Here is a 15,025-nt window from a genome sequence, read left to right as displayed (position 1 = left end):
TAGGGGAGCGTTCTAAGGACAGTGAAGTCAGACCGGAAGGACTGGTGGAGTGCTTAGAAGTGAGAATGCCGGTATGAGTAGCGAAAGACGGGTGAGAATCCCGTCCACCGAATGCCTAAGGTTTCCTGAGGAAGGCTCGTCCGCTCAGGGTTAGTCAGGACCTAAGCCGAGGCCGACAGGCGTAGGCGATGGACAACAGGTTGATATTCCTGTACCACCTCTTTATCGTTTGAGCAATGGAGGGACGCAGAAGGATAGAAGAAGCGTGCGATTGGTTGTGCACGTCCAAGCAGTTAGGCTGATAAGTAGGCAAATCCGCTTATCGTGAAGGCTGAGCTGTGATGGGGAAGCTCCTTATGGAGCGAAGTCTTTGATTCCCCGCTGCCAAGAAAAGCTTCTAGCGAGATAAAAGGTGCCTGTACCGCAAACCGACACAGGTAGGCGAGGAGAGAATCCTAAGGTGTGCGAGAGAACTCTGGTTAAGGAACTCGGCAAAATGACCCCGTAACTTCGGGAGAAGGGGTGCTTTCTTAACGGAAAGCCGCAGTGAATAGGCCCAAGCGACTGTTTAGCAAAAACACAGCTCTCTGCGAAGCCGTAAGGCGAAGTATAGGGGGTGACACCTGCCCGGTGCTGGAAGGTTAAGGAGAGGGGTTAGCGTAAGCGAAGCTCTGAACTGAAGCCCCAGTAAACGGCGGCCGTAACTATAACGGTCCTAAGGTAGCGAAATTCCTTGTCGGGTAAGTTCCGACCCGCACGAAAGGTGTAACGATTTGGGCACTGTCTCAACCAGAGACTCGGTGAAATTATAGTACCTGTGAAGATGCAGGTTACCCGCGACAGGACGGAAAGACCCCGTGGAGCTTTACTGTAGCCTGATATTGAATTTTGGTACAGTTTGTACAGGATAGGCGGGAGCCATTGAAACCGGAGCGCTAGCTTCGGTGGAGGCGCTGGTGGGATACCGCCCTGACTGTATTGAAATTCTAACCTACGGGTCTTATCGACCCGGGAGACAGTGTCAGGTGGGCAGTTTGACTGGGGCGGTCGCCTCCTAAAGTGTAACGGAGGCGCCCAAAGGTTCCCTCAGAATGGTTGGAAATCATTCGTAGAGTGCAAAGGCATAAGGGAGCTTGACTGCGAGACCTACAAGTCGAGCAGGGACGAAAGTCGGGCTTAGTGATCCGGTGGTTCCGCATGGAAGGGCCATCGCTCAACGGATAAAAGCTACCCCGGGGATAACAGGCTTATCTCCCCCAAGAGTCCACATCGACGGGGAGGTTTGGCACCTCGATGTCGGCTCATCGCATCCTGGGGCTGTAGTCGGTCCCAAGGGTTGGGCTGTTCGCCCATTAAAGCGGTACGCGAGCTGGGTTCAGAACGTCGTGAGACAGTTCGGTCCCTATCCGTCGTGGGCGTAGGAAATTTGAGAGGAGCTGTCCTTAGTACGAGAGGACCGGGATGGACGCACCGCTGGTGTACCAGTTGTTCTGCCAAGGGCATAGCTGGGTAGCTATGTGCGGAAGGGATAAGTGCTGAAAGCATCTAAGCATGAAGCCCCCCTCAAGATGAGATTTCCCATAGCGTAAGCTAGTAAGATCCCTGAAAGATGATCAGGTTGATAGGTTCGAGGTGGAAGCATGGTGACATGTGGAGCTGACGAATACTAATAGATCGAGGACTTAACCATATAATATGTAGCAAATGTTATCTAGTTTTGAAAGAATATAAAAAACTTATTGACTTTCGAGGTCAAATGAGTTAAAATGATTCTTGTCTTAAATGAATACAGTCTGGTAATGATGGCAGAGAGGTCACACCCGTTCCCATACCGAACACGGAAGTTAAGCTCTCTAGCGCCGATGGTAGTTGGGACCTTGTCCCTGTGAGAGTAGGACGTTGCCAGGCAAAATGGAGGATTAGCTCAGCTGGGAGAGCACCTGCCTTACAAGCAGGGGGTCGGCGGTTCGATCCCGTCATCCTCCACCATATATGTCGGAGGGGTAGCGAAGTGGCTAAACGCGGCGGACTGTAAATCCGCTCCTTCGGGTTCGGCAGTTCGAATCTGCCCCCCTCCACCATTCTTAATTAATGGGCTATAGCCAAGCGGTAAGGCAACGGACTTTGACTCCGTCATGCGCTGGTTCGAATCCAGCTAGCCCAGCCATTAAGAGCCATTAGCTCAGTTGGTAGAGCATCTGACTTTTAATCAGAGGGTCGAAGGTTCGAGTCCTTCATGGCTCACCATTTTAATGAAATATGCGGGTGTGGCGGAATTGGCAGACGCACTAGACTTAGGATCTAGCGCCTTTGGCGTGGGGGTTCGACTCCCTTCACCCGCACTTTTAATAAAATAACTCATACATGTCTTGCGGAAGTAGTTCAGTGGTAGAATACAACCTTGCCAAGGTTGGGGTCGCGGGTTCGAATCCCGTCTTCCGCTCCAATTTTCAATATGACATGCCGGGGTGGCGGAACAGGCAGACGCACAGGACTTAAAATCCTGCGGTGGGTGACCACCGTGCGGGTTCGACCCCCGCCCTCGGCACCATATGCGCCCGTAGCTCAATTGGATAGAGCGTTTGACTACGGATCAAGAGGTTAGGGGTTCGACTCCTCTCGGGCGCGCTTTTATTAACGGGAAGTGGCTCAGCTTGGTAGAGCACCTGGTTTGGGACCAGGGGGTCGCAGGTTCAAATCCTGTCTTCCCGATATTCCCAAAAAACATGGGGCCTTAGCTCAGCTGGGAGAGCGCCTGCCTTGCACGCAGGAGGTCAGCGGTTCGATCCCGCTAGGCTCCACTTTATTTAACATATGTCTCGGAGGTATACCCAAGTTCGGCTGAAGGGATCGGTCTTGAAAACCGACAGGCGGTGAGAATCGCGCGGGGGTTCGAATCCCTCTACCTCCTCCATTTTTTCTTTAATGGTTTAGACATATAATAATAAAATATTTATTTTTTCCTTCATGGAGGTATACCCAAGTTCGGCTGAAGGGATCGGTCTTGAAAACCGACAGGCGGCGAGAGTCGCGCGGGGGTTCGAATCCCTCTACCTCCTCCATTTTTTGAAACTTTATATTGTCGCGGGGTGGAGCAGCACGGTAGCTCGTCGGGCTCATAACCCGAAGGTCGCAGGTTCAAATCCTGTCCCCGCAACCAAATGGTCCCGTGGTGTAGTGGTTAACATGCCTGCCTGTCACGCAGGAGATCGCCGGTTCGACCCCGGTCGGGACCGCCATTTATGTTGGCTCGGTAGCTCAGTCGGTAGAGCAGAGGACTGAAAATCCTCGTGTCGGCGGTTCGATTCCGTCCCGAGCCACCATTTTTTTATGCCGGCTTAGCTCAATTGGTAGAGCAACTGACTTGTAATCAGTAGGTTGGGGGTTCAAGTCCTCTAGCCGGCATCATTTAGGGGCATAGTTTAAAGGTAGAACTGAGGTCTCCAAAACCTCCAGTGTGGGTTCGATTCCTACTGCCCCTGTAAAGTATATGGGCCTATAGCTCAGCTGGTTAGAGCGCACGCCTGATAAGCGTGAGGTCGATGGTTCGAGTCCATTTAGGCCCACCATATATTATTCCGCAGTAGCTCAGTGGTAGAGCTATCGGCTGTTAACCGATCGGTCGTAGGTTCGAGTCCTACCTGCGGAGCCATGGCCCGTTGGTCAAGTGGTTAAGACACCGCCCTTTCACGGCGGTAACACGGGTTCGAATCCCGTACGGGTCATACAAAAAAGAGTCAGCATTATGCTGGCTCTTTTTTATTTTGTTAATCCTTTTTATTATGTTACTTTCCAGAAATAAATAAAGGAATTTTGGAAAAGCTATGGTATGTATAAAAAGGAGGAAATCATAATGACACGAGTGAGAGACTTAATGAGTACCCATATTGTACATTGTACACCGCTAGACAATGTATATGAGGCAGCTGTAAAAATGAAGGAAGAATCGGTTGGATTAATTCCTGTTGTTGAAAATGAGCAAGTTGTTGGGCTTGTTACTGATCGTGATTTAGTCGTTCGAGGGATTGCTGAAAAACATCCTGGATCTAATAAGATTACAAATGTAATGACAACAAATATTATCTCAGTTTCTCCAAATGATTCTATTGAAAAAGCTACAGAGCTAATGGCACAGCATCAAATTAGACGATTACCAGTAGTTGATAGTGGTCAACTTATTGGCATGTTAGCACTAGGAGATTTAGCTATAAGGGAATCAGCAGATGATCAAGCTGGATTTGCCTTGAGCGAAATCTCAGAGCGTACAGAGTAAATTGAAACTTTCATTAACCGAGAGTTTAATGGTCACTCATAAAGAGCTAAATTATATATAAATTTCAGATACATTATTCTAGTATATATGGATTAAACTAATATGTTAGCGTGATGTATCTGAGACATTATATAATAAGTATGTGGTTAATAATTTCGACATTTTTTTAAAATTTGTTATTCTTAATTTTTAATAAGAGAAAAGATGATATACTGATAGATATAAGTATTATGAGAGATTTTGAATATAACAATATTAATTTTTAGTGGTGCGATAATAAATTAATATTTCCTACATAGATGAAAAGGGAAGGGGAATTATATGAAGGCTGTACAGGGCGATCCAAATTGGAATTTGGTTACAGATACATATATAGAACCAAATAATTTCGCTGAATTATTTTCTTTGCTTGTACCTTGTCACCCAAAAGGTGAGGGGAAAGAACGAACTATATTAGTATGGAAAGAGAAAGAATTTTATAAAGAAGAAAATTTAGCGGCATTTATCGTATATGGCATGAATAAAGCAAAGAAATTACCGCAGTTTCATAAAGATGAAATTCCAACTTTAGTGCGTATTCTTCGCTTATGCCAAGAGATTGGTTGGTATGAAGAGGCAAATGATTTTATGATAGCGCAAGGATTAGCTGAGTTTGTTCATACTTCATTGGAATATGAAACATGGGATCTTTTGACGCAATCAGTTGCTTTAAATTATTTAATTATTAAATATCGTATAGGTGAATTGACAGATAGGGATATTGAAATTTGGGATAGAGTTAAATTTAATGAGAAGTGTATAACCGATTGTAAACATTTATTATCTCATAAAGAAGTATTGGAATTTACATTCTTCTATATGTGCAAGAGAGCGAAATCATTATCAAAAGAGCAATTAAATAGTGATATGATGAGTTTAGCAATGTATTGTAATACTTTTGTATATGATTTGTATACACATGATTTATTACGGAAATATCGTAAGTGTACAGATTTCCTATCATATTATGGACCTAGTCAGGCAGTTTTAGCATGTCAAAGAGCTGTATTATCTCAAATTTCCGATCGCTTAGACCCATTAAAGACAACGCATGTAGATGATTATTTATATGTGATGAAAGAAATGATGGAGCATATGACGATAGGAGTAATGGATCGATATGGTCATTTTATTGGAAAGCTACTATCTTATGTGCCATTTTTCGAAATGATACAAGTTCCACAGCATGCATATTATTGTGAAGAATTACTGTATATTTGTAAGGGCATTGAATATAAAGAAGAAACACTACGCAATTATATATTTATACAATTACATGATTGTTTACCATCATTCTTTAGGCTATTTCTTAAAAATAAGCGTTACGCAACGATTCATGATATTCTTTTCTATTGGTGCGATGACGAACAACGAATGAGCTTAGAGAAAAAATATAATCTGAGCTTTATTTATGAAAAATATGCTTGTGGATAAACAATATTTTCGATATGAAAAATTAATATAAATTAAAAAGGATCTCCAGTTTATGTGAGATCCTTTTTTGTTAGTAAAACAAGGAGAAAGTGATTAAGATAAGAAACAACATTCCATATAGGAGAAGTTGTGCAGTATAACTTCCTTGTATACCAAAAAAAGTATTGGCTTTCTTATACAAATTCAATATGTATTTTATTGGAGTATCTTTGAAAGATTGGTACACAGTGTCTCCTCTTTCTAAGCTTCTTGTTCTTGTTTTTGTTTTTGGTTATAAGGGACATTAATATATCTAGCTACAAATAATAAAACAGCCATAAAGAATACTGGAAATACAGTAGATAAATAAAAGCCATTACTAATTATATTTGTTATGAGAGCACTCAAAAGAAAAATAGCATTATAAATATGGGCAATTTTTTGTTTTAGTTGCACTTGAAATGATTCCATCATAATTTCTAATGCAACAAAAGCAATAATAATAGATAAAAATACAATGTTTGTATTGTAAATGATTAAACAACAGATTAAACCTAAAAAGGCTACGTATTCAATTATAAGAGGTATATTGCGTGGCATACAATTTACCTAACTAAATATGGCAGTGGATTTACTGCATTTGTTTTTTCAAAATTCCATTCTCCATTATGTAATTCAAAATGAAGATGTTGCCCGTATGAATGACCTGTGTTTCCCATATGACCTATTAATTGTCCAGTTTGTACTTGATCACCAGCTTGTACAGTGCGATCCTTCATATGAGCATAAACAGTTGTATATAATTTCCCATTGATTTGATGCGCAATGAAAACAACATTGCCATAGCTAGCTGAATAATAAGATTTCACAACTTTACCTGCAGCAGCAGCTTGGATAGAGATGTTTCCTGGAGCGGCAATATCTATACCATAATGCATTTGTTCCCAGCGTATATCAAAGGTTGAGCTAATTCTTCCTTGAGCGGGGAATTTGAAAGCAGCTGGAATTGATGAAGGCTGATCTGTTTTAGCTTGTGGTTGATTTTGTACTACATAGTGTTTTGCTACATATCCGTATCCTGTGCCAAAACGAATTTTATACCAAGTACCTACAGTTTCTACTACTTGTACTTGTGTACCGTTTTGTAATGAACCGAGTAGAGTGCTACTTGTACTAGCGGTGCTACGTACATTTAGATTAGGTGTTGCAACAGTATATTTTGTATTATTTTGAACGGTGATTCCTTTTACTAAGGGTTGTGAACCATTAGAGATGAATGCTTTTTGTACGTAACCTGTTTGGCCATTATGTGATATTTTATACCATTCGCCTTGATCTTCTTGAACGGTAATAAACTTACCATTTGGTAATACATCTAAAATGGAAGATTCTAAATTAGGTTCAGAGCGAACGTTTAATGCATTAGCATTAACGATGTATTGATCATTAGATCGAAGTTTGTTTTTTAGTAAAATAGCATCTTTTTGTACATAACCTACTTTATTATGAACAGATACTTTATACCAACCATTAGTTGTTTCAAGGATGTTCACTTTTGTATTAAAGCGAATTGTATCAATTGATGTGCTTTTTACGTTATCTTCTGTATGTAATGCTACTTGATCGACTTTGACATACCCAGTTTTAATATTAGATAATTGTTCAGCGTTTGCTTTTTGTACATTTGTTTCACCCATAGAAGGAAGTAAAGAAGCAATCGCTACAGTAGTTGCTGTTAAAGCAGTAGCTTTCATATTCATGGAATAGAGACCTCCTCTAGTTGTATAGTTGTAATTTTATTATAGTATAAAGATATAATATAGTGGGGGTATTCACATAAATGTAATATGAAATCAATATAAAAATAAATTTTTTGAGGATAATGATTCCTTTTTATACAATTAATCGGGGTTTTATTTTCTAAAATAGAATGTATGTATTGTATAATTTTGATATTATGTTGATAATTAAGAAAATTAAAAAAGTTGATGATGTCTTATTAGGGTGTTATACTGACAGTGATAATTTTATAGTTTGCTAGGAGAGCTGGTGTTGCCAGCTGAGAGTAGGCCGTAAGCCTTTGATCCTTTTTATTACCTGATCTAGATTATGCTAGCGTAGGGAAGCAATTCGGACACTAACAATGAGTCCCCGTTTCTTTGCGTATAGAAACGGGGCTTTTTTATTTGAAAATTTCATATTGAAACCGCTAGGGGTGCTTGACTTGCTGAGAGAGGAATAATCCTTAACCCTTACAACACCTGATCTAGGTAATACTAGCGAAGGGAAGTGGAACATCGAATAAATGTATAACTTTATTTGCTGTAACCACTTCTTATATATAGAAGTGGTTTTTTATTTAGATACATATATTGAAAGGGGATAGAGAAATGAAATTTTGCGATAGATTATTAGAAACTGTGCAACCGGTTTGGGAGATGAGTCATAATCATCCGTTTGTAGTGGGTATGGGAGATGGCACGTTAGAAAAAGATAAATTCCAGTATTATATTATTCAAGATTATTTATATCTGCTAGATTATGCAAAATTATATGCGATTGGTGTTGTAAAAGCAACGAATCCACAAGTAATGGGAAAGTTCGCTGAACAAATTGATGGAATATTAAATGGCGAAATGACAATCCATAAACAATATGCAAAAAGACTTGGAATTTCTATAGAGGAGATAGAGTCTGCGAAACCATCTGCTAAAAATTTAGCTTATACAAATTACATGATGTCTGTATCTCAAAATGGCACACTTGCGGAATTAATAGCAGCGCTTCTTCCATGTATGTGGAGCTATTGGGAAATTGGAAAGCGTTTAAATGATATTCCTGGAGCAAGAGATCATGAGTTTTTTGGTGAGTGGATTCAAGGATATAGTTCGGAAGAATACGGTAATCTTTGTATTTGGTTAATAGATTTATTAAATGAAATGGCAGTTGGAAAGTCTGAGAAAGAACTAGAAAGATTAGAGGAGATCTTCTTATATTCCAGTCGATTTGAATATTTATTCTGGGATATGTCCTATCGTAAGGAGATGTGGGGATTTGAGGAGCAAGAACATACTACAGTTTCATAATGTTTCTTTTCATTACGATGAGAAACCAATCATCCATGAATTAAATGCTTCTATACATGAGAAAGAGTTTGTCAGTATTATCGGACCGAGTGGATGTGGAAAAAGTACTTTATTTCGCCTTATTACAGGTCTAGAAAAGGTAAGTACTGGACAGATAGAACTGACAGAAACAAAGCACCATCCTGTAGGATATATGCCGCAAAAAGATATGCTTTTGCCGTGGAGAACAATTATTGAGAATGCTGCCCTGCCGCTAGAGTGCCAAGGTGTACAGAAGAAAGAAGCAGAAGTAAAGGCAAAGGAACTGTTACATAAATTTGGTTTGCAAGGGTATGAGAAAAAATATCCGAAAGATTTATCTGGTGGTATGAGACAACGTGTATCTTTTATTCGAACTTTATTAACAGGCGGGGAGATATTGCTATTAGATGAACCATTTAGTGCGTTGGATGCTTTAACGAAGACCTCTTTGCAAGAATGGTTGTTTGAACAATGGCAAGAGTGGGAAAAAACAATTTTATTCATTACTCATGATGTTGAAGAAGCGTTATTTCTTTCAAACCGAGTTTTAGTAGTGGAACAGCAGCCGATAACGACTTTGACTGAGCGGACTGTACCGCTTGATCATAACAGAACACGAAAAGATTTATATAAACCGGAAGTATTAGCGCTGAAAGATGAGCTTCTTAGTATGTTACAAAGGCAGGTACTTGTGTGATGAACCGATTGAAAGAATTAGTTCCTGCTATTACACTTTCTAGTATTTTACTAGCTGTGTGGGAAATAGGAGCAAGAATTGTAGATGAGATGTACATTTTACCGTCGCCTTCTGCGATTGTAATGAAGATATGGAAACTAAAAGACATATTATTTACAGTTCATTTACCTGCAACGTTATACGTCGTTTTAATAGGTGTTGTTATCTCTATCGTATTAGGTGTAGGGCTAGCAATGTTAATGAATGCGAGTACATGGATGGAGAGAGCATTTTATCCATTATTAGTTGCTTCACAAACGATTCCGATTACTGCGCTTGCTCCGCTATTTGTTTTATGGTTTGGATATACAATTTGGAGTAAGGTTGTTGTCACAGTTTTAATTACGTTTTTCCCAATTGCGGTCAATACGTATGATGGACTGCGTAGTACGAAAAAAGAATGGGAGGAGCTCTTAGTTACATATGGAGCAACAAAAAGAGATATTTTTCTTAAATTAAAGTTGCCGTCTGCTCTTCCTTATTTTTTCTCAGCTTTAAAAATTGCAGTTCCGCTTAGTGTTATCGGAGCAGCAATTGGAGAATGGCTCGGTGCACAAGCTGGGCTTGGATATTTCAGTAAGAGAATGATGACGCAGTTAGATGGAGCTGGCGTATTTGCACCTATTGTATTGTTATCATTATTAGCTATTTTCTTCGTCGTAATTATTTCCATATTAGAAAAGAAATTCATTAGTTGGAGGAAGCATTCATGAAATTTTTAAAGCGCATCTTTGTGTTTACATTATTAATTGCAATAATTGCAGGATGTTCGAGTAATTCAGCATCAGACAAAAGTAAAGAAGAGAAAGAAATAACAGTCATGTTAGATTGGTATCCAAATGCTGTACATAGCTTTATCTATGCAGCAATTGAAAAAGGATACTTTAAAGAAGAAGGTGTAAAGGTAAATATTAAATTCCCTTCTAATCCGACTGATCCATTAACGCTGGCAGCAGCAGGGAAGGTGACAGTTGGCTTGTATTATCAGCCAGATGTTGTTATGGCGAGAGCGAATGAGCAAATTCCAGTGAAATCAATTGGGGCTGTCGTACGTTCACCATTAAATCATGTTGTATCACTGAAATCAGCGGGCATTCAATCACCGAAAGATTTAGAAGGAAAAACAGTAGGATACTCTGGAACACCATTAAGTGAGATGTATTTAAAAACGATGGTAAAAGAAGCTGGTGGTAATCCTGATACAGTGAAAGTAGTAGATGTTGGCTTTGATTTAGTACCAGCATTAATTACGAAGAAAGTAGATGCGGTAACAGGGGCATACATTAACCATGAAGTACCTGTTATGCGTCATGAAGGCCATGAACCAGCGTACTTTAATCCAGCTGATTACGGAGTACCAAACTATCATGAGCTTGTGTTTGTAACAGGTGATAAAACGTTGAAAAAAGATAAAGAGGCGTTGCAAGCTTTCTTACGTGGTACGAAAAAGGGCTATGATTTCATGAAGAAAAACCCAGATGAAGCATTGAATATTTTATTAAATCATCAAGAAAAAGAAAACTTCCCACTTGTGCCAGAAGTCGAAAAGGAAAGTATGAAAATTTTATTAGAGAAGATGGAAACGAAAGATGAGCCATTCTTATCAGATTCAAAAGAATCTTGGGAGAAACAAAATAAGTGGCTGAAGGACAAAGGAATGACGAAAGAAACCGTCCCAGCCGATGAATTATTCGAAAATATTTTAAAGTAGGCGAATGAATATGAAAAATGAGCTCCACGTAATCTCAAATGGCCATATGCCATTCGAAGAGTTAGTGAATGTAGCGATGCAAATTGAGAGTGAGATTGATTATTTGCATATTCGTGAGCGTGAGAAGAGTACGAAGGAATTATATGAAGGTGTGGAAAGTCTATTAATGGAGGGCTTTCCGGCTTCTAAAATTGTCATAAACGATCGAATTGATATTGCAATTTTATTAAATATTCCTCGTGTTCAACTAGGATATCGAAGTACAGATGTAAAGTCAGTGAAAGAAAAGTTTTCGTATTTGCATGTCGGTTATTCTGTGCATTCGCTAGATGAAGCAATAGTAGCTTTTAAAAATGGAGCGGATTCACTCGTTTATGGCCATGTATTTCCGACAGATTGTAAAAAAGGTGTGCCAGCGAGAGGGCTTGAAGAAATTTCAGACATTGCAAGGTGTTTATCTATACCGATTACAGCAATTGGAGGAATTACCCCAGAAAACACAGTGGATGTTCTTACTAACGGTGTAAGCGGTATAGCAGTTATGTCTGGAATTGTAAGTAGTAGTAACCCGTATAGCAAAGCGAAATCTTATAAGGAATCAATAAGAAAGTGGGCGGAAAAACATGTGTGAGAAGTATGATGTAGCGATTATTGGTGGTGGTGTAATTGGTAGTTCAGTTGCACATTTTCTAGCAGAAAGAGGACATAAAGTAGCGATTGTGGAGAAGCAAAGTATTGCATCGGAAGCTTCAAAAGCAGCTGCTGGTTTACTTGGTGTTCAGGCAGAATGGGATGCGTATGATCCGCTATTTGAACTTGCTAGAGAAAGCCGAGCTATATTTCCACAACTTGCAGCAGTTTTACGTGAAAAGACGGGTGTTGATATTGGATATGAAGAAAAAGGAATTTATCGTATTGCTCAAAATGAAGATGAGAAGGAAAGAATTCTTCACATTATGGATTGGCAGCAGAAAACAGGTGAAGATTCTTATTTTCTAACGGGAGACCATGTGCGGAAAAAAGAGCCCTATCTATCCGAATCTATTATAGGAGCAGTATATTATCCGAAAGACGGTCATGTTATTGCACCAGAGCTTACGAAAGCATTCGCACATTCTGCAGCGATTTCCGGTGCTGATATATATGAACAGACAGAAGTATTTGATATCCGTATTGAAAATAATAAAGTGACTGGAGTTATTACAAGTGAAGGTATTGTCACATGTGAGAAAGTCGTTATTGCAGGAGGTTCATGGAGCACGAAGTTACTCAGTTATTTTCACCGCGATTGGGGTACATATCCAGTTAAAGGAGAAGTGGTTGCGGTAAGAAGTAGAAAACAACTTTTAAAAGCACCTATTTTTCAAGAAAGATTTTACATTACTCCAAAGCGCGGTGGACGTTACGTAATTGGGGCAACAATGAAGCCACATACGTTCAATAAAACTGTGCAGCCAGAAAGTATAACTTCTATATTAGAGCGTGCTTATACAATATTGCCAGCTTTAAAAGAAGCAGAATGGGAAAGCACGTGGGCAGGATTAAGACCACAATCGAATCATGAAGCTCCTTATATGGGAGAGCATGAAGAAATAAAAGGTTTATATGCTTGCACGGGCCATTATCGAAACGGTATTTTATTAAGTCCTATTTCTGGCCAATATATGGCTGATTTAATAGAAGGAAAGCAAGAGAATCATTTGCTAGATTCATTGCTTTCTAGAAGAGTTTAGAAAGGGGATGGAAGTTTGAATTTAAAAATTAATGGTAACCAAATTGAAGTGCCAGCGAGTGTAAAAACAGTAGCTGAGCTACTTACACATTTAGAGCTAGATAACAGAATTGTTGTAGTAGAGCGTAATAAAGATATTTTACAAAAAGATGATCATACAGATACATCTGTTTTTGATGGAGACCAAATTGAGATTGTAACTTTCGTAGGAGGCGGTTGATTATGTTAAACATTGGACCATTTTCATTTCATTCTAGACTTTTATTAGGAACAGGTAAATTCCCTGATTTTGATGTACAGCAAAAGGCAATTGACGTTTCTGAAGCTGAAATTTTAACGTTTGCAGTACGTCGTATGGATATCTTTGATGCAAAGCAACCTAATTTATTAGAGAAACTTGATGTGAAAAAATATACGTTATTACCAAATACAGCAGGAGCAAAAAACGCTGAAGAGGCTGTTCGTATTGCAAAATTAGCAAAAGCTTCTGGGCTTTGTGACATGATAAAGGTAGAAGTTATTGGTGATGATAGAACGTTATTACCTGATCCGGTAGAAACGTTAAAGGCATCTGAAATGTTACTGGAAGAAGGATTTATCGTACTTCCGTATACATCTGATGATGTTGTATTAGCACGTAAATTACAAGAGCTTGGCGTGCATGCGATTATGCCAGGAGCATCTCCAATCGGATCAGGACTTGGTATTGTAAATCCATTAAATTTGAGCTTCATTATTGAACAAGCGACAGTACCAGTTATCGTTGATGCCGGTATTGGTAGCCCAGCTGATGCGGCATTTGCAATGGAATTAGGAGCAGATGGCGTGTTATTAAATACAGCTGTATCAGGAGCAAAAGATCCTATTAAAATGGCACAAGCAATGAAATTAAGTATTGAAGCAGGCCGTTTAGGATTTGAAGCAGGTCGTATTGCACGTAAGCGTTGTGCAACTGCAAGTAGTCCTTTAGAAGGAATGAGCGTAGTTGAATAATCGATATTCTCGCCAAGAACTATTTTCTCCAATTGGAGAAGAAGGACAGCAAAAGATAAGAGAAAAGCATGTGCTTATTATCGGTGCAGGTGCATTAGGTAGTGCAAATGCAGAGATGTTTGTAAGAGCAGGTGTTGGCAGGATAACAATTGTTGACCGTGATTATGTAGATTGGAGTAATTTACAAAGACAACAATTGTATGCAGAGAGCGATGTAAAGAATAATCTTCCAAAAGCTATAGCGGCTAAAAAACGTTTAGAAGAGATTAATAGTGATGTAACAATAGAAGCTCTCGTTCAAGATGTAACAGCTGAAGAGCTAGAAGAACTTGTTATAAATGTTGATGTAATTATTGATGCGACTGATAATTTCGAAACGCGCTTTATTGTAAATGATATATCACAAAAATATTCTATTCCATGGATTTACGGTGCATGTGTAGGTAGTTACGGTCTTTCTTACACAATCCTTCCTAGTAAAACACCATGTTTATCATGTTTATTACAGTCGATTCCGCTTGGCGGGGCAACATGTGATACAGCGGGTATTATATCACCTGCTGTATCTCTTGTCGTTTCTCATCAAGTAACAGAAGCTCTTAAACTGTTAGTAGAAGATTACGAATCACTTCGAGATGGGCTTGTATCGTTTGATATGTGGAAGAATGAGTATTCATGTATGAATGTACAAAAACTTCGCCAGCATAATTGTCCTTCATGCGGAGAGAATGCATTATATCCGTATTTAAATAAAGAAAACACATCAAAAACAGCAGTTTTATGCGGGCGAAATACAGTTCAAATTAGACCACCTCATAAAGATGAAATGAATTTTGAACAATATAAAGAGTTGTTGGAAGGTCGTGTAAATGATTTAAATATAAATCCATATTTACTATCATTTTCTGTTGAAGACAAGAGGTTAGTAGCCTTTAAAGATGGCCGTGTGCTCGTACATGGAACGAAAGATATAAGCGAAGCAAAAACGATTTATCATCGCTATTTTGGATAGAAAAGGATG

General features: G+C 39.3%; 13 protein-coding genes, 20 tRNA genes, 2 rRNA genes and 2 riboswitches (1 of these 37 only partly in view). Of the genes, 33 read left to right on the top strand and 2 right to left on the bottom strand.

All coding sequences use genetic code 11. The annotated features are described in order from the left end of the window. The 24 genes from MKY38_RS18640 to MKY38_RS18525 all read left to right on the top strand — a co-directional run. Positions 1-1,690 (top strand): 23S ribosomal RNA (locus MKY38_RS18640) (it extends 1,232 nt beyond the left edge of the window). A gap of 102 nt (positions 1,691-1,792) precedes the next feature. Further along, positions 1,793-1,908, top strand: a 5S ribosomal RNA gene (rrf, locus tag MKY38_RS18635). A 5-nt stretch (positions 1,909-1,913) separates the two neighbouring features. Continuing rightward, a tRNA-Val gene (locus MKY38_RS18630) sits at positions 1,914-1,989 on the top strand. An 8-nt stretch (positions 1,990-1,997) separates the two neighbouring features. Next, positions 1,998-2,081, top strand: a tRNA-Tyr gene (locus MKY38_RS18625). Positions 2,082-2,092: 11 nt separating this feature from the next. After that, positions 2,093-2,167, top strand: a tRNA-Gln gene (locus MKY38_RS18620). A gap of 4 nt (positions 2,168-2,171) precedes the next feature. Further along, positions 2,172-2,247, top strand: a tRNA-Lys gene (locus tag MKY38_RS18615). Positions 2,248-2,261: 14 nt separating this feature from the next. Next, a tRNA-Leu gene (locus tag MKY38_RS18610) sits at positions 2,262-2,342 on the top strand. A 29-nt stretch (positions 2,343-2,371) separates the two neighbouring features. Then, positions 2,372-2,446, top strand: a tRNA-Gly gene (locus tag MKY38_RS18605). 16 nt (positions 2,447-2,462) lie between these two features. Next, positions 2,463-2,551, top strand: a tRNA-Leu gene (locus tag MKY38_RS18600). 3 nt (positions 2,552-2,554) lie between these two features. Beyond that, a tRNA-Arg gene (locus MKY38_RS18595) sits at positions 2,555-2,628 on the top strand. Positions 2,629-2,638: 10 nt separating this feature from the next. Beyond that, positions 2,639-2,712, top strand: a tRNA-Pro gene (locus tag MKY38_RS18590). 16 nt (positions 2,713-2,728) lie between these two features. Beyond that, positions 2,729-2,801 (top strand) — tRNA-Ala (locus MKY38_RS18585). 20 nt (positions 2,802-2,821) lie between these two features. Further along, positions 2,822-2,914, top strand: a tRNA-Ser gene (locus MKY38_RS18580). 55 nt (positions 2,915-2,969) lie between these two features. Continuing rightward, a tRNA-Ser gene (locus MKY38_RS18575) sits at positions 2,970-3,062 on the top strand. 21 nt (positions 3,063-3,083) lie between these two features. Then, positions 3,084-3,160: transfer RNA gene (locus MKY38_RS18570), tRNA-Met, on the top strand. 3 nt (positions 3,161-3,163) lie between these two features. Next, positions 3,164-3,239: transfer RNA gene (locus tag MKY38_RS18565), tRNA-Asp, on the top strand. Positions 3,240-3,247: 8 nt separating this feature from the next. Continuing rightward, positions 3,248-3,323, top strand: a tRNA-Phe gene (locus MKY38_RS18560). Positions 3,324-3,332: 9 nt separating this feature from the next. Continuing rightward, positions 3,333-3,405, top strand: a tRNA-Thr gene (locus tag MKY38_RS18555). A gap of 6 nt (positions 3,406-3,411) precedes the next feature. Then, positions 3,412-3,482, top strand: a tRNA-Trp gene (locus MKY38_RS18550). A 10-nt stretch (positions 3,483-3,492) separates the two neighbouring features. Continuing rightward, positions 3,493-3,569, top strand: a tRNA-Ile gene (locus MKY38_RS18545). Between the two features lie 8 nt (positions 3,570-3,577). Further along, positions 3,578-3,652, top strand: a tRNA-Asn gene (locus MKY38_RS18540). A 1-nt stretch (position 3,653) separates the two neighbouring features. Next, a tRNA-Glu gene (locus MKY38_RS18535) sits at positions 3,654-3,725 on the top strand. Between the two features lie 128 nt (positions 3,726-3,853). Then, complete coding sequence (locus tag MKY38_RS18530; protein WP_000199011.1) at positions 3,854-4,273, top strand: CBS domain-containing protein; 420 nt, start codon at positions 3,854-3,856, stop codon at positions 4,271-4,273. A 321-nt stretch (positions 4,274-4,594) separates the two neighbouring features. Continuing rightward, positions 4,595-5,746 (top strand): DUF3965 domain-containing protein, encoded by a 1,152-nt coding sequence (locus tag MKY38_RS18525; RefSeq protein WP_000648912.1) that lies wholly within the window; start codon positions 4,595-4,597, stop codon positions 5,744-5,746. A 240-nt stretch (positions 5,747-5,986) separates the two neighbouring features. Here the strand turns inward: MKY38_RS18525 and MKY38_RS18520 are convergent, their stop codons facing one another. Together MKY38_RS18520 and MKY38_RS18515 are read right to left on the bottom strand one after the other, a co-directional pair. Then, positions 5,987-6,325: a hypothetical protein gene (locus MKY38_RS18520; protein WP_001137824.1), complete on the bottom strand. Its 339-nt coding sequence runs from the start codon at positions 6,323-6,325 to the stop codon at positions 5,987-5,989. A gap of 5 nt (positions 6,326-6,330) precedes the next feature. Beyond that, positions 6,331-7,485 (bottom strand): SH3 domain-containing protein, encoded by a 1,155-nt coding sequence (locus MKY38_RS18515; RefSeq protein ID WP_065224748.1) that lies wholly within the window; start codon positions 7,483-7,485, stop codon positions 6,331-6,333. A gap of 269 nt (positions 7,486-7,754) precedes the next feature. Further along, positions 7,755-7,866: riboswitch (TPP riboswitch) on the top strand. A gap of 60 nt (positions 7,867-7,926) precedes the next feature. After that, a riboswitch (TPP riboswitch) is annotated at positions 7,927-8,030 on the top strand. 85 nt (positions 8,031-8,115) lie between these two features. Here MKY38_RS18515 and tenA point away from each other — a divergent pair. The 9 genes from tenA to thiF are packed head-to-tail and all read left to right on the top strand — an operon-like array spanning position 8,116 to position 15,016. Beyond that, entirely contained in the window at positions 8,116-8,811 is a 696-nt protein-coding gene (tenA, locus tag MKY38_RS18510; protein ID WP_000666827.1) for a thiaminase II, read from the top strand. Then, positions 8,780-9,529 (top strand): ABC transporter ATP-binding protein, encoded by a 750-nt coding sequence (locus MKY38_RS18505; protein WP_001256791.1) that lies wholly within the window; start codon positions 8,780-8,782, stop codon positions 9,527-9,529. The genes tenA and MKY38_RS18505 overlap by 32 nt, the downstream gene beginning before the upstream one ends. Beyond that, a complete protein-coding gene (locus MKY38_RS18500; RefSeq protein ID WP_001080855.1) occupies positions 9,529-10,281 on the top strand; it encodes an ABC transporter permease in 753 nt (250 codons plus the stop codon). The genes MKY38_RS18505 and MKY38_RS18500 overlap by 1 nt, the downstream gene beginning before the upstream one ends. Continuing rightward, a complete protein-coding gene (locus tag MKY38_RS18495; RefSeq protein WP_065224747.1) occupies positions 10,278-11,279 on the top strand; it encodes an ABC transporter substrate-binding protein in 1,002 nt (333 codons plus the stop codon). The genes MKY38_RS18500 and MKY38_RS18495 overlap by 4 nt, the downstream gene beginning before the upstream one ends. A 10-nt stretch (positions 11,280-11,289) precedes the next feature. Then, positions 11,290-11,910 carry a thiazole tautomerase TenI gene (gene tenI / locus MKY38_RS18490; RefSeq protein ID WP_000787170.1) on the top strand — a complete coding sequence of 207 codons (621 nt, stop codon included), beginning with the start codon at positions 11,290-11,292 and terminating at the stop codon, positions 11,908-11,910. Next, positions 11,903-13,012 (top strand): glycine oxidase ThiO, encoded by a 1,110-nt coding sequence (gene thiO, locus MKY38_RS18485; protein ID WP_065224746.1) that lies wholly within the window; start codon positions 11,903-11,905, stop codon positions 13,010-13,012. The genes tenI and thiO overlap by 8 nt, the downstream gene beginning before the upstream one ends. A gap of 15 nt (positions 13,013-13,027) precedes the next feature. Beyond that, entirely contained in the window at positions 13,028-13,231 is a 204-nt protein-coding gene (thiS, locus tag MKY38_RS18480; RefSeq protein WP_001049502.1) for a sulfur carrier protein ThiS, read from the top strand. A 2-nt stretch (positions 13,232-13,233) separates the two neighbouring features. Beyond that, positions 13,234-14,004 (top strand): thiazole synthase, encoded by a 771-nt coding sequence (gene thiG / locus MKY38_RS18475; RefSeq protein ID WP_000931981.1) that lies wholly within the window; start codon positions 13,234-13,236, stop codon positions 14,002-14,004. Further along, positions 13,997-15,016 (top strand): thiazole biosynthesis adenylyltransferase ThiF, encoded by a 1,020-nt coding sequence (thiF, locus tag MKY38_RS18470; RefSeq protein WP_065224745.1) that lies wholly within the window; start codon positions 13,997-13,999, stop codon positions 15,014-15,016. Before thiG ends, thiF begins: the two co-directional genes overlap by 8 nt. Positions 15,017-15,025 lie beyond the last annotated feature (9 nt).

The organism is Bacillus sp. FSL R5-0585 (assembly GCF_038004545.1).
Taxonomy (GTDB): domain Bacteria; phylum Bacillota; class Bacilli; order Bacillales; family Bacillaceae_G; genus Bacillus_A; species Bacillus_A cereus.
This window is presented reverse-complemented; position numbering and strand designations above follow the sequence as displayed.

Excerpts from the sequence above, each read along its gene's own strand:
- thiO (WP_065224746.1), top strand. The coding sequence starts at position 11,903 with ATGTGTGAGAAGTATGATGTAGCGATTATTGGTGGTGGTGTAATTGGT.
- MKY38_RS18500 (WP_001080855.1), top strand. The coding sequence starts at position 9,529 with ATGAACCGATTGAAAGAATTAGTTCCTGCTATTACACTTTCTAGTATT.
- tenA (WP_000666827.1), top strand. The coding sequence starts at position 8,116 with ATGAAATTTTGCGATAGATTATTAGAAACTGTGCAACCGGTTTGGGAG.
- MKY38_RS18520 (WP_001137824.1), bottom strand. The coding sequence starts at position 6,325 with ATGCCACGCAATATACCTCTTATAATTGAATACGTAGCCTTTTTAGGT.
- MKY38_RS18530 (WP_000199011.1), top strand. The coding sequence starts at position 3,854 with ATGACACGAGTGAGAGACTTAATGAGTACCCATATTGTACATTGTACA.
- MKY38_RS18525 (WP_000648912.1), top strand. The coding sequence starts at position 4,595 with ATGAAGGCTGTACAGGGCGATCCAAATTGGAATTTGGTTACAGATACA.
- MKY38_RS18515 (WP_065224748.1), bottom strand. The coding sequence starts at position 7,485 with ATGAATATGAAAGCTACTGCTTTAACAGCAACTACTGTAGCGATTGCT.
- thiG (WP_000931981.1), top strand. The coding sequence starts at position 13,234 with ATGTTAAACATTGGACCATTTTCATTTCATTCTAGACTTTTATTAGGA.
- tenI (WP_000787170.1), top strand. The coding sequence starts at position 11,290 with ATGAAAAATGAGCTCCACGTAATCTCAAATGGCCATATGCCATTCGAA.
- MKY38_RS18495 (WP_065224747.1), top strand. The coding sequence starts at position 10,278 with ATGAAATTTTTAAAGCGCATCTTTGTGTTTACATTATTAATTGCAATA.